Here is a 12,660-nt window from a genome sequence, read left to right on the forward strand (position 1 = left end):
GCCTGCCAAAGGTTCTGCGTCAACGCAGGCCAAAGTGGTGGGAATGGATGTTGCTGCCTGGCGTTTTTGGGTGGTTCTGGCCGGCCTGTCTGCGCTTGCGGTGTTGATTATTTGGCGGGCGCTTAGCTTGCAAGTTCTGGATGTGGATCGCGGTTATCGCTTTCTGCAGGGGCAGGGCGATGCGCGCACGATTCGCAGTGAAAAAATTCCCGCCCATCGCGGCATGATTACTGATCGCAATGGCGAACCGCTGGCGGTTAGCACGCCGGTTGTGTCTATTTTTGCGAATCCTAGAGAGCTGGTAAAAGCAGAAGAGCGTTGGTCGGAACTGGCGCGTGTCATTGAAATGCCTAAGGCTGAGCTTGCGCAAAAGCTACAGCGCTACAAGCAATCGCAATTTATGTATCTGCGCCGTCATCTTGCTCCGGCGGATGCAGAAAAAGTACTGGCATTAAAAATTCCTGGCGTGCATTTGCAGCACGAATATCGTCGTTTTTATCCGGCGGGTGAGGTTGCTGCGCATTTGGTTGGGTTTACCAATATTGATGATCATGGGCAGGAGGGGTTAGAGCTTGCTTATGATGACTGGTTAAGTGGAGAGGCGGGTAGTAAAACGGTGCTCAAGGATCTGTATGGCAATACCATACGAGATGTCGATCCGGGAGAGGCCGCTAGTCCCGGAAAGGATTTGCGCCTCAGTATCGATCTGAGGCTGCAGTACCTAGCTTACAGAGAGTTAAAATCAGCATTAAAGCGAACCGGCGCCAAGGCCGGTTCTCTCGTTATTCTAGATAGCGACTCTGGTGAGGTATTGGCGCTGGTCAATCAGCCCTCATTTAATCCAAATAACCGTCGCATGCTGTCTTTGGATGCGCTGAGAAATCGCGCCATAATCGATATGTTTGAGCCGGGCTCTACAATGAAACCACTGACCATGGTGGCGGCATTGGAGAGTGGTCGCTATACCTCAGAAACCAAGATTGATACCAGCCCCGGCTATATCCGTGTTGGGCCGAAAGTGTTGCGCGATCACCGCGATTACGGTGTGCTGAGTATTGCTGAAATTCTGCAGAAATCCAGCCAAGTCGGAACTACAAAAATCGCGCTATCTCTGGAAGAAGATGGCGTTTGGCAGGTTTTTCAGCGATTTGGTTTGGGCCGCAGTACCGGTTCGGGCTTTCCTGGCGAAAGCACGGGCGTGTTGAATAATCATCAGAGCTGGCATCCCATCGAGCGGGCGACATTGGCCTTTGGTTACGGCATGACCGTGACCAATTTGCAGCTCGCACAAGCGTATTCTGTGTTTGCTAATGATGGCGTGCTTAAGCCCGTTTCCTTGTTGGCTCGCGCTCAGACTGGACAGCGGGTTGAGCCTAATAAGGGTCAGCAAATCGTAGACGCCAATATTGCTCACCAAGTATTGGGCATGTTGGAAACCGTAACCCAGAGCGGTGGTACGGCAACTCGGGCGCAGGTTGAGGCTTATCGGGTGGCGGGAAAAACCGGAACTTCGCACAAAGCTGAAGCCGGTGGCTATGCGGAAGATCGCTACGTCTCTGTTTTTGCTGGTGTTGCTCCGGTCAGCAATCCGCGAGTTGTGGCGGTAGTGGCCATTGATGAGCCTCAGGGCGATTACTACGGTGGTTTGGTAGCCGCGCCGGTATTTTCCCAAGTAGTTGGCGATGCTTTGCGACTATTGGATGTTCGCCCGGATGATCTGGGTGAGCGCACTGAAACTAAAAATACCAAAACCGCGAGTCGCGCTGAAAGTAAAGAACCTACTTCACCCGGGGGGGCTGCCTGATGCCTTTAGCTTCCTCAATTGCTCAGCAAAAACTCTTGGGCGAGTTACTGCCCGGATTGGCGCCTGATATGGCGGCCCTGCCGGTTGATGGCATTGAAGTGGATAGCCGCTGTGTGAAGCCCGGTGATGTGTTTTTGGCGGTCAATGGCGAAGTGCTGGATGGCCGTGATTTTATCGCCAGCTCGGTACAGGCGGGCGCGGTTGCGGTGATTGCCGATGCACCCTGTGCGGCAGATGACTGGTCTCTGCCAGTGGTTGAAGTTGAATGCTTATCTGAAAAAGTCAGTGATATTGCCGGGCGCTTTTACGATCACCCTTCCCGGCAGTTAAATCTTATTGGCATTACCGGTACTAATGGAAAAACCAGTTGCAGTTGGTTGATGGCGCAGCTTTTGGAATTTCTCGGTCAGCCATGTGGGTTAATGGGAACGATTGGTAGTGGGCGGGTTGGCGATTTAACGCAGTCAGTAAACACAACGCCTGGTGCGTTGATGGTGCAGCGTCAATTAAGTGAATGGCGAGACGCCGGGGCGAAATGGGCCGCCATGGAGGTTTCTTCTCATGGCTTGGTACAGCACCGGGTTGAAGCCCTGCATTTTGACGCGGCGGTGTTTACTAATTTAAGCCGCGATCATCTTGATTATCACGGCAGTATGGATGCCTATAAGCAGGCTAAGTCCAAGTTGTTTAGCTGGTCAGAATTGCCCCTTGCCGTGATAAATCGCGACGACGATTTTGGTCGCGAATTAATTGCGCAAAGTGCGGCGATGCAGATGGTGGATTTTAGTCTGTCTGATCCACAGGCGGCGGTGTACTTAAGCGATGTTGACTGCACGGCTTCGGGTTGTCGAGCACGTTTGCACAGCCCTTGGGGTGTTATGACCCTTTCTACCGGGCTGATTGGCGACTTTAATCTCGCCAATATTACTGCCTGTTGTGCGGTGTTGTTGGCCAAGGGGTTTGTGCCGGAGGAAGTTGAGCGCGCGGTGCCTGAGCTAGAGCCGGTGCCCGGTCGTATGCAGTGTTTTCGTACAGATGACGATGTGTTGGTTGTCGTCGATTACGCCCATACCGACGATGCGCTGAGCAAAGCCTTATCTGCACTGCGGTCGATGACGCGTAACAAGTTGTGTTGTGTTTTTGGTTGTGGCGGCGATCGAGATCAGGGCAAGCGACCCATTATGGGCGCAGTCGCCAGTGAGCTTGCCGACCAAATTATTCTGACCAGTGATAATCCTCGCAGTGAAAATCCGAGCGACATTATTGCTGACATTGCTAAAGGAACGAGTACCGCTGGTGAGCTGCAGCAGATTCTTGACCGCGCCGCGGCCATCGAAATCGCAGTAGTCAACGCGCTGCCGGGTGATGTGGTGTTGGTTGCTGGTAAGGGCCATGAGAATTATCAAGAGATCAATGGCCAGCGCACCCCTTTTAGTGATGTCGCTCATGTGCAGCGCGCCATTCACCTTCGTCAGCAAGGAGGTGGCCAATGATTGCATCGCTAACCTTGCACGATGTTGCGCAGGTCACGGGCGGTTCTGTGGTCGGTGATGCACAGCTCGCATTTGATCGCGTTGGTACTGACACCCGCAAACTTTCCTCGGGCAGCCTGTTTATCGCTTTGGCTGGGGAAAACTTCGACGGCCATGATTTTCTTTCCACTGCGAAAGAGGCTGGAGCTATTGCCTCGGTAGTAGCGCATTCTGAAGGTGTTTTGCCGGAGGTTGTCGTTGACGACACTCAGTTAGCGCTTGGCCAAATTGCGGGATTGAATCGTGGGAATTTTAACGGCGGCTTAGTTGGTTTGACCGGTAGTAGTGGAAAAACTTCTACCAAAGAAATGGTGGCGGCGATTCTAGCTGAAGCGGGTTCGGTGTATGCCACTCGTGGAAATTTAAATAATGAAATTGGCGTGCCGCTGAGCTTGTTGGAGCTTGATTCACAGCATCAGTTTGCGGTGATTGAAATGGGTGCCGCCAAAGCGGGTGATATCGCCTACCTCTGCCAATTTGTTAAACCCAAGGTTGCCATTTTAACCAATGCGCAGCCCGCACATATTGCAGGTTTCGGTTCGCTGGATGGCGTGGCTAGTACCAAGGGCGAGATTTTTACCGCACTTGAAGCTGGTGGGGTTGCGGTAATTAACGCCGACGATCAATACGCTGCGCTTTGGCAAAACATGGCCAGCCATTGTTCGCAGAAATTGTTCTCGATCGAAAAAACGGCCGATGTTTGGGCGAGCGAAATCACGCCAAAAGCGAATGGCGGTAGTGAATTTCTCCTGCATACCGAGCAGGGCGATCGCTTTGTTAGCTTGCCCTTGTCTGGCAAACATATGGTCGCTAATGCACTTGCAGCTACGGCGGCGGCGATGGCAGTGGGCGCAAATTTGGATCATGTGGTCACGGGTTTGGCTTCGCTGAAATCAGTCTCCGGCCGTCTTTACCGCCAAACCATTTCTGGTGTGACGCTTATTGATGACAGTTACAACGCTAATCCCGGCTCGGTAAAAGCAGCGATCGATGTGTTGGCGACAAGTGTGGGGCGAAAAGTCTTAGTGCTTGGGGCAATGGCTGAGCTGGGCGCTGATGCACAAGCAATGCATGTTGATGTTGCCAAGTATGCAAGCGAGGCGGGCATTGACCTACTGCTTGTGTGTGGTGCCTATGCCGAGCTTATGGCGGCGGCTTTCGATAAAAGCGCGGAGCGGGCTGTGGCGTTTGTCGATAAGGCTGAATTGACGCAGGACCTGATTAAACAAACCAAAGAAAACGACACCATTTTGATCAAAGGCTCAAGAAGCTCGGCGATGGATAGGGTCGTAAACGAAATTGAGGCCTCTTTAAAGGCCCGCTCTGGGGGAGTCAACTAAGATGCTGCTGTTTTTGGCCGAATATTTAAGTCAGTACGTCAGCGCTTTTGGCGTGTTCCAGTATTTGAGTTTTCGCGGCATTCTCGGGGTGTTAACCGCATTGGCTATTTCGCTAATGGTTGGGCCGTGGATGATTCGAAAATTGAATTTCCACCAAATTGGCCAGGCCGTGCGTAACGACGGGCCGCAGTCGCATTTGAGTAAGTCCGGTACGCCAACCATGGGCGGCGCGCTGATTTTGGTGGCCATTTTCTCCAGTACTTTGCTTTGGGCGGACCTGCGCAACAGCTATGTTTGGGTTGTGTTAATCGTGACCTTTATTTTTGGCGCCGTGGGTTGGGTTGATGATTACCGCAAGGTCATTGAACGCAATTCGCGTGGCTTGCCCGCACGCTGGAAATACTTCTGGCAAAGCGTTGCTGGTTTTGGTGCGGCGATTTATTTGTATATCAACTCTGCTAGCCCGGTAGATACCACGCTGTATTTTCCTTTCTTCAAAAATCTGGCTTGGCAGATGGGGCCGTTTTTCATTCTGCTGACCTACTTTGTGATTGTGGGTGCGAGCAATGCGGTCAACCTGACAGACGGTTTGGATGGCTTGGCGATTCTGCCAACGGTGATGGTTGGTGCGGCGCTGGGTCTTATCGCCTACCTCGTTGGACACGTGAAATTTGCTGAATATCTACATATTCCCTATGTCGCTGGGGTCGGCGAATTAATCGTTATTTGCGGCGCATTGGCCGGCGCCGGTTTGGGATTTCTGTGGTTTAACACTTATCCCGCGCAGGTTTTTATGGGGGACGTTGGCGCGCTTGCTCTCGGCGCCACGCTCGGCACGATCGCAGTGATTACCCGTCACGAAATCGTATTTTTCATTATGGGCGGCATTTTCGTCTTGGAAACGGTGTCGGTCATTTTGCAGGTGGCGTCATTCAAATTAACGGGGCGGCGTATTTTTAGAATGGCGCCAATCCACCACCATTTTGAATTAAAGGGCTGGCCCGAGCCGCGCGTGATTGTGCGGTTTTGGATTATCACCGTAATGCTGGTGTTGTTCGGTTTGGCAACGCTGAAATTGAGATAAAGAGCGCATTAGCGCACCGGAAATAGAGAAAAGGCAGATACGTGAGCACTATTGCTACTAGTCACCGTCGCACCGTAGTGGGACTGGGGGTCACCGGACTCTCTGTCGCCCGCTATTTGGCTGCTCGTGGCTTGCCTTTTTCGCTGGCGGACAGTCGCAGCGCACCACCGGGACTGGCGGAAATACAAGCGGAATTCCCCAATGTGTCTATTGCCTTGGGCGAGTTTTCCCTCGAGCAATTTATTGGCGAGCAGGAATTGTTTGTTAATCCAGGCATTCCTTTAAGTCAGCCTGCGATTGCTGCTGCCGCGCAAGCGGGTGCGATTATCTCCGGTGATCTGGACTGCTTTGCCGAGGCAGTAAACGCGCCGGTTATTGCCATTACAGGTTCCAATGGCAAGAGCACGGTCACTACCTTAGTGGGCGAGATGGCAGAGCGTGCAGGTTTGAAAGTGGCCGTGGGTGGCAATCTCGGTACGCCGATGTTGGATTTGCTCGATGATGCCGTAGAGCTTTATGTGCTTGAGCTTTCATCCTTCCAGCTTGAGCGGAGTCATGCGCTTAAAGCTACGGTGGCAACAGTATTGAATGTCAGTGCGGATCATCTGGATCATCACGGCAGCATGGTTAATTACCATCAGGCCAAACATCGCATTTTCAGAAACTGCGAAAAAGTGGTGATTAATGCGGACGAACCGCTCAGTAACCCTCTTATTCCTGAAGATGTAGAGCGTTGGTACTTCAGCTTGGGTAAGTCTGATTTCCGTCGTTTTGGTCTTGTGAATGAAAATGGTCAGACCTCAATTGCTCTGGTAAGAAAGCCCTTGCTGGCCGTTAACGAACTAAAAATTGCGGGTCGTCATAATATGGCTAACGCGATGGCGGCATTGGCACTGGGCAGTGCAGTTGGTCTTGATATAGACGCAATGCTAGAAGCACTGCGCGAGTTTCCGGGCTTGCAGCATCGCTGTGCCTATGTGGCCGAGATCAACGGGGTAAGTTGGTTTAATGACTCCAAAGGCACCAATGCGGGTGCGGCAATTGCAGCATTAGAAGGCCTGGCTGAGCGCGGAAAAATCGTGTTGATTGCCGGTGGCCAAGCCAAAGGCGCTGATTTACGGCCATTAGTCGATGCCATGTTGCGCTACTGCAGTGCGGCGGTCTTGATTGGCGAAGCGGCGGAAGAAATTGAAAAACTATTAGCGACTCGCTTGCCTTCATTGCGCTGTGAAAATATGAGCGAAGCGGTAAGTACCGCAGCGGCCTTTGCCAAGCCCGGCGAGTTGGTGTTGTTGTCTCCGGCCTGTGCCAGCTTTGATATGTTCAATGGCTACGTCGATCGTGGAAATCAGTTTGAGCAGGCTGTTAATGCGCTGGCGAACAAGTCTGAAACGCAGGAGGTGGCGCAATGATGGCCACGACGCTGCAAAATCGCTGGCAAGAATTACAGCAAGCCGATCGCTATTTACAGTTACTGCTGATTGCGTTGTTGATTGTTGGTTTTCTGGCAATGGTGTCGGCCTCGGTTGATTTTGCTGATAAGCGTTATGGCGACAGTTTGTTTTTCGCCAAGCGTTATCTCCTGCATTTCTGCCTCGCATCAATCGCAGGGCTGATTATGTACAGCACGCCGGTGAGTTTCTGGCAGCGTACGAGTTGGTTGTGGTTATTGTTGGGTTTCTTGTCGCTGGCCTTGGTATTGGTGCCCGGTATTGGCCGGGAGGTTAACGGTAGTCGCCGCTGGTTAAATCTCGGGCCGTTAAACCTGCAAGTATCAGAATTTGTGAAGCTGAGTGTGATCTTTTATCTCGGCGGTTATTTGGTGCGGCGCAGCGACGAGGTGCGCCAGCGTTGGTCGGGCTTTATTAAGCCGATTGTGCTGCTGTTTATGTTGACCTTGCTGCTGATGATGGAACCGGATTTTGGTGCCACCGTGGTAACGGCGGGAACGGCCTTTGTGATGCTGTTTTTGGGTGGCGTTAAACTCGGTCAGTTTTTGTTTGTGGTTCTCGGTTGCTTGGCCGCAGCCGTCGCGCTGGTAGTTTTTGAGCCTTACCGCATGAAACGGTGGGCGGCGTTTACCGACCCGTGGGCGGATCAATTTAACAGTGGTTATCAGCTAACCCAGTCCTTAATCGCTTTTGGTCGCGGTGAAATGACCGGCGTGGGTTTTGGAAATAGCGTGCAGAAGCTGTTTTATTTGCCTGAATCACACACCGACTTTGTCTTCGCTATTTTTGCGGAAGAGTTTGGCTTTATCGGCACCTTGGTGGTGTTGGGATTGTTTGTCGCGTTGATTGGTCGTGTTTTGAAAATAGGCCGCAGCGCGGAATGTAAAGGCATGCAGTTCCACGGCTTAATTTGTTATGGCGTGGCGGTGATGATTGCTGGGCAGGCCTTCATCAATATGGGTGTGAATATTGGCCTGTTGCCCACTAAGGGACTGACTTTGCCGTTCTTTAGTTACGGCGGCTCCAGCTTGATTGTTTGTGTGGCGATGATTGGTCTGGTCGGGCGTGTTGCCTTGGAGTCGCAGCAGGCTGACAAGGAGGTGTCGCATGGCCATTAAGCGTGTGATTGTGATGGCGGGTGGAACGGGCGGCCATGTTTTTCCCGCCCTGTCGGTTGCCAAGGAACTGCAAGAACGCGGTGTCGAAGTGCATTGGCTGGGAACTGATCGCGGTATTGAGGCGCGTTTGGTGCCCGCTGCCGGTTATCCACTGCACTGCCTAAATATGCAGGGAATTCGCGGTAAGAATCCGCTGTTTAGATTGCTTGCGGTAGCCAAGGCGAGCCTGTCTGTATTCAGTGCCTTGGGCTTGATTATGCGTTTGCGCCCTTTCTGTGTGATTGGCCTAGGTGGTTACGCCTCTGGGCCCGGCGGTTTGGCTGCAGCGCTGATTGGCTGCCCGCTGTTAATCCAAGAACAAAATGCGGTGGCCGGTACTACCAATCGTCTGCTAGCAAAATTTGCTCGATTTAGCCTGACCGGTTATCCCATTGGTTTGGGAGGCAAGCGCAACCGCTATATCGGTAATCCGGTTCGTCAGGAAATTGCTGAATTACCTGCGCCTGCAGAGCGTTTTGCCGGGCGGCAGGGAGCGCTTCGCGTTTTGATTCTCGGTGGCAGCCTCGGCGCTAAACCGATTAACGATGTGGTGTTGCAGTTGTGGCGCGATCTAGCCGAAGGCCAGCGACCAGAGTTGTGGCATCAAACTGGCGCCGCTCACGCGGAAGTCTTGTCTGAGCAATATGCGCAACAAGGCATTGCTGTTCGCTGTGAGGCGTTCATTGATGATATGGCGGCTGCCTATGCGTGGGCAGATGTAGTGGTTTGTCGCGCCGGTGCGCTCACCGTAGCTGAACTTGCTGCCGCTGGGGTGCCAGCCATTCTGATTCCACTGCCGCACGCGATTGATGACCACCAACGCGCCAATGCGCAATGGTTTGTTGACGGTGGCGCCGGAAAAATAATTGATCAAAAAGATTTTAGTGCAGAGAGCTTAAACCAAGTGCTGGAGCAATGGTCAAACGACCGCGCTGGTTTATTGCAAATGGCGCAATCCGCTAGAGCGTTGGCCAAGACCGATGCGGCCCATGTCGCCGCTGATTTCTGTATGAAGTTTGATAAAAAAGCATTTGGAAAGACTGTGAACAAAAAACAAGCCGAGGGGGAGCGTCATGTCGATTAAACACCCCTTTGTTGTGCCTGAAATGCGTCGGGTTAATCGCATTCATTTTGTCGGTATCGGCGGTGCTGGTATGTGCGGTATTGCCGAGGTGTTGTTGAACCTTGGCTATCGCATTTCCGGTTCAGATTTAAAAGCATCACCAAGCACTGCGCGCTTGCAGAAATTGGGCGCCAAGGTCAGCTTTGGTCACGATGGCGTGTTGGTAGAAGGTGCAGATGTGGTTGTAGTTTCAACCGCAATCAATCCTGCCAATCCCGAGTTATTAGCGGCCCGTGAGCAGCGTATTCCCGTTGTGCGTCGTGCTGAAATGCTGGCTGAGTTGATGCGTTATCGCCACGGTATTGCAGTGGCAGGAACCCACGGTAAAACCACGACTACCAGCTTGATTACCTCTATATTTGCCGAGGCGGGACTCGACCCGACCTTTGTTATTGGTGGTTTGGTTAATAGCGCGGGAACCAATGCTGCTCTTGGCGAGAGCCGTTACCTAGTGGCCGAGGCCGATGAGAGTGACGCGTCATTTTTGCATCTGCAGCCGATGGTGTCGGTGGTAACGAATATCGAAGCCGACCATATGAGCACGTATGGCGGTGATTTTAGCCGGCTGAAACAAACGTTTATCGAATTTTTGCACAACCTGCCTTTTTATGGCGTGGCAGTGATGTGTATTGATGATCCGGTTGTGCGTGAGTTATTGCCTGAAGTTGGTCGCCAGATTCTGAGTTATGGCTTTGCCGAAGATGCCGACTTCCGCATTTTGTCGGTTGAAAAGAAAGGTCTGCAAAGCGAGTTTAGTGTGCGTCGCCCGGATGGTTCAGTACTTGAGTTACGCATCAATCAACCCGGTGTGCACAATGTATTGAATGCCACTGCAGCCATTGCTGTTGCCAGCGATGAGGGCTTGGCCGATGACGCCATTTGTCGCGGCATTGAAGGTTTTCAAGGTGTCGGCCGCCGTTTTCAGCGCTACGGCGAAATTGCCTTGGAGCAAGGCAGTTTTATGTTGGTGGATGACTACGGGCATCATCCAACCGAGGTGGCAGCGACCATTGCCGCGGTGCGTCAGGCCTGGCCAGATCGGCGTTTAGTGATGCTTTATCAGCCTCACCGCTATACCCGCACCAAAGACCTTTATGAGGACTTTGTAAAAGTGCTGGCGACGGTGGATAGCCTGCTGTTATTAGACGTGTACTCCGCCGGTGAAGAGCCCATTCCGGGAGCGGACAGCCGCAATATTTGTCGCAGTATTCGTTTGCAGGGCGCACTGGAGCCAGTATTTGTCGGTGCGGCGAACGAGGCATTTACCAGTTTGAAATCAGTAGTTAAGGACGGCGATATCGTGCTCACGCAAGGCGCGGGAAATATTGGTGCCCTAGCGCAGGAACTTGCCAAGAAGGAGTGGCATTCGTAATGAGTTGGAATGCTGAAACTATTCGTCAAAAACTTAACGGGCCTTTGGCGCTGTTGTTTGGCGGTAAATCTTCTGAGCGGCAGATTTCCTTGAAGAGTGGCAATGCCATTTTGGAGGCGCTGCAGAGACAAGAAATTCCGGTAACCGTTATTGATCCGGCTGATGCGAATTGGATGGAAAAATTAGCTGACCATCAAAATGCCTTTATTGCGCTGCATGGGCCGGGCGGTGAAGACGGAACAATACAGGGCGCGCTGGAGTGCTTGGGCGTTAATTACACCGGTTCTGGGGTTATGGCCTCGGCGCTGGCAATGGACAAACTGCGCTGCAAGCGTTTGTGGTTGGGTGAAGGGCTGAGCACGCCGCATTTTATGGAGCTGCACGCCGACAGTGATTGGCAGGCTACCAGTGATATTTTGGGCCAAGCCATTGTGAAGCCGGCCTGTGAAGGTTCAAGCATCGGTATGTCGCGGGCAGATAACGCGGAAGAATTACGCACAGCTTGGCAGCTTGCTAAAGACTACGGGCGAGTTTTTGCAGAGCAGTGGGTCACTGGTGCGGAATTTACGGTGGCGATTCTCAATGGTGAAGCGCTGCCAGCGATTCGTTTGGAAACCGATGCCTCGTTCTACGATTTCAATGCCAAATATATTTCCAATGACACCCGCTATCACTGTCCGTCGGGTTTGAGTGAAGCGAAAGAGCGCGAAATCCAACAACTCGCCTTAGCCGCGTTTGAAGCCGTTGGCTGTCGCGATTGGGGGCGTGTTGATGTGATGCAGTCAGAAAGTGGCCACTTTTATTTGCTGGAAGTGAACACGATTCCCGGTATGACCGATCACAGCTTAGTGCCAATGGCAGCAAAACAAGCTGGGCTGGATTTCGATCAGTTGGTGTTGCGGGTGTTGTCGTCAAGTTTGGAACGGAGCGGAAACTGAGTATGGCTAAGCCGCGCCAAAATCGATTTCTAAAGTCGGAGGGCAGCAAGCCTGAACGGCGGAAATCTGCGCGTGGTGAATCGCGGGTGGCTTGGCGGGGTTTGGCGCTGCGCATGGTACTGCTCAGCGGTGTGTTGGCTTTGGCCTATGGCGCGCTGGCGCTGAATGACCGTATTAATGCTATCGCCGTTGAGCGCGTGGTGTTTGCCGGTGATTTACAGCACGTGAACCGTGATGTCTTAGTTAAGAAAGTGACGCCTTTTTTGTCGGTCGGTTATTTGAATCTGGATTTGGATGCGATCCGCGCAGAGTTACAAGAGGAGCCTTGGGTTTTTCGGGCCGATCTGCAACGCCAATGGCCTTGGGAGCTGAAGGTAACCATTGTTGAGCAGCGGCCAATCGCCATATGGGGCGAATCGCAGTTGCTGAATCATCGGGCAGAGGTATTTACCCCGCCGGGCGTGTTTGATGGCGGTGACTTGCCGCATTTGCAGGGCCCAGAAGGCAGCGCTATCGAGGTGATGCGTCAGTTCAGATTAATGAGCCAGTTGCTGGGGCAGGAAAATTTGCGCCTTGAGCGCTTAAAGATGACTTCGCAGGGCAGCTGGATATTGAGCTTAAACGAGGGCGTCGAACTGGTACTCGGTCGCGATCAATTATTGGAAAAGCTGCGCCGTTTTGCCTTGGTATATCGCCGGGAATTGGCGCCGGAGTTTGATCGCATTGCGCGTATTGATAGTCGCTATATCAATGGACTTGCGGTGGCTTGGTTGGATGAACCGCGCAAGAAAAAATTAACGCAATCGCTGGCTTTGAGTCAGCGCGGATAGATTAACGGAGAGCAACGGCAAGCGGGGTA

10 protein-coding genes are annotated in these 12,660 nt (G+C 52.5%); all 10 read left to right on the plus strand.

The features are described from left to right. The first annotated feature begins 43 nt into the window (after window positions 1–43). From IB286_RS12045 to IB286_RS12090, 10 genes are read left to right on the plus strand one after another with little or no spacing between them, the layout of a single operon-like run. Window positions 44–1,804, plus strand: a complete 1,761-nt coding sequence (locus IB286_RS12045; protein ID WP_190766131.1) for a peptidoglycan D,D-transpeptidase FtsI family protein — start codon at window positions 44–46, stop codon at window positions 1,802–1,804. Continuing rightward, entirely contained in the window at window positions 1,804–3,297 is a 1,494-nt protein-coding gene (locus tag IB286_RS12050) for a UDP-N-acetylmuramoyl-L-alanyl-D-glutamate--2,6-diaminopimelate ligase (RefSeq protein WP_223826358.1), read from the plus strand. The genes IB286_RS12045 and IB286_RS12050 overlap by 1 nt, the downstream gene beginning before the upstream one ends. Continuing rightward, window positions 3,294–4,676: a UDP-N-acetylmuramoyl-tripeptide--D-alanyl-D-alanine ligase gene (locus IB286_RS12055; RefSeq protein ID WP_190765881.1), complete on the plus strand. Its 1,383-nt coding sequence runs from the start codon at window positions 3,294–3,296 to the stop codon at window positions 4,674–4,676. Before IB286_RS12050 ends, IB286_RS12055 begins: the two co-directional genes overlap by 4 nt. A 1-nt stretch (window position 4,677) precedes the next feature. Beyond that, a complete protein-coding gene (gene mraY, locus IB286_RS12060) occupies window positions 4,678–5,760 on the plus strand; it encodes a phospho-N-acetylmuramoyl-pentapeptide-transferase (RefSeq protein WP_190765883.1) in 1,083 nt (360 codons plus the stop codon). A gap of 41 nt (window positions 5,761–5,801) precedes the next feature. Further along, complete coding sequence (gene murD / locus IB286_RS12065; RefSeq protein WP_190765885.1) at window positions 5,802–7,172, plus strand: UDP-N-acetylmuramoyl-L-alanine--D-glutamate ligase; 1,371 nt, start codon at window positions 5,802–5,804, stop codon at window positions 7,170–7,172. Then, complete coding sequence (ftsW, locus tag IB286_RS12070; protein ID WP_223826359.1) at window positions 7,169–8,329, plus strand: putative lipid II flippase FtsW; 1,161 nt, start codon at window positions 7,169–7,171, stop codon at window positions 8,327–8,329. Before murD ends, ftsW begins: the two co-directional genes overlap by 4 nt. Continuing rightward, on the plus strand, window positions 8,319–9,452 hold the full coding sequence (murG, locus tag IB286_RS12075) for an undecaprenyldiphospho-muramoylpentapeptide beta-N-acetylglucosaminyltransferase (protein ID WP_190765887.1): 1,134 nt from the start codon (window positions 8,319–8,321) through the stop codon (window positions 9,450–9,452). The genes ftsW and murG overlap by 11 nt, the downstream gene beginning before the upstream one ends. Further along, window positions 9,442–10,863: a UDP-N-acetylmuramate--L-alanine ligase gene (murC, locus tag IB286_RS12080; protein ID WP_190765889.1), complete on the plus strand. Its 1,422-nt coding sequence runs from the start codon at window positions 9,442–9,444 to the stop codon at window positions 10,861–10,863. The genes murG and murC overlap by 11 nt, the downstream gene beginning before the upstream one ends. Beyond that, the gene (locus tag IB286_RS12085) at window positions 10,863–11,801 is read left to right on the plus strand and encodes a D-alanine--D-alanine ligase (protein ID WP_190765891.1); all 939 of its coding nucleotides are present in this window, start codon (window positions 10,863–10,865) and stop codon (window positions 11,799–11,801) included. Before murC ends, IB286_RS12085 begins: the two co-directional genes overlap by 1 nt. A gap of 2 nt (window positions 11,802–11,803) precedes the next feature. Next, the gene (locus IB286_RS12090) at window positions 11,804–12,631 is read left to right on the plus strand and encodes a cell division protein FtsQ/DivIB (protein ID WP_190765893.1); all 828 of its coding nucleotides are present in this window, start codon (window positions 11,804–11,806) and stop codon (window positions 12,629–12,631) included. The last annotated feature ends 29 nt before the right edge of the window (window positions 12,632–12,660 follow it).

Source organism: Spongiibacter pelagi (genome assembly GCF_014705705.1).
Lineage (GTDB): Bacteria > Pseudomonadota > Gammaproteobacteria > Pseudomonadales > Spongiibacteraceae > Spongiibacter > Spongiibacter pelagi.

Bases quoted from the DNA above. Each gene is read 5' to 3' on its own strand.
- IB286_RS12045 (WP_190766131.1), top strand. From the start codon at position 44: ATGGATGTTGCTGCCTGGCGTTTTTGGGTGGTTCTGGCCGGCCTGTCT.
- IB286_RS12050 (WP_223826358.1), top strand. From the start codon at position 1,804: ATGCCTTTAGCTTCCTCAATTGCTCAGCAAAAACTCTTGGGCGAGTTA.
- IB286_RS12055 (WP_190765881.1), top strand. From the start codon at position 3,294: ATGATTGCATCGCTAACCTTGCACGATGTTGCGCAGGTCACGGGCGGT.
- mraY (WP_190765883.1), top strand. From the start codon at position 4,678: ATGCTGCTGTTTTTGGCCGAATATTTAAGTCAGTACGTCAGCGCTTTT.
- ftsW (WP_223826359.1), top strand. From the start codon at position 7,169: ATGATGGCCACGACGCTGCAAAATCGCTGGCAAGAATTACAGCAAGCC.
- murG (WP_190765887.1), top strand. From the start codon at position 8,319: ATGGCCATTAAGCGTGTGATTGTGATGGCGGGTGGAACGGGCGGCCAT.
- murC (WP_190765889.1), top strand. From the start codon at position 9,442: ATGTCGATTAAACACCCCTTTGTTGTGCCTGAAATGCGTCGGGTTAAT.
- IB286_RS12085 (WP_190765891.1), top strand. From the start codon at position 10,863: ATGAGTTGGAATGCTGAAACTATTCGTCAAAAACTTAACGGGCCTTTG.
- IB286_RS12090 (WP_190765893.1), top strand. From the start codon at position 11,804: ATGGCTAAGCCGCGCCAAAATCGATTTCTAAAGTCGGAGGGCAGCAAG.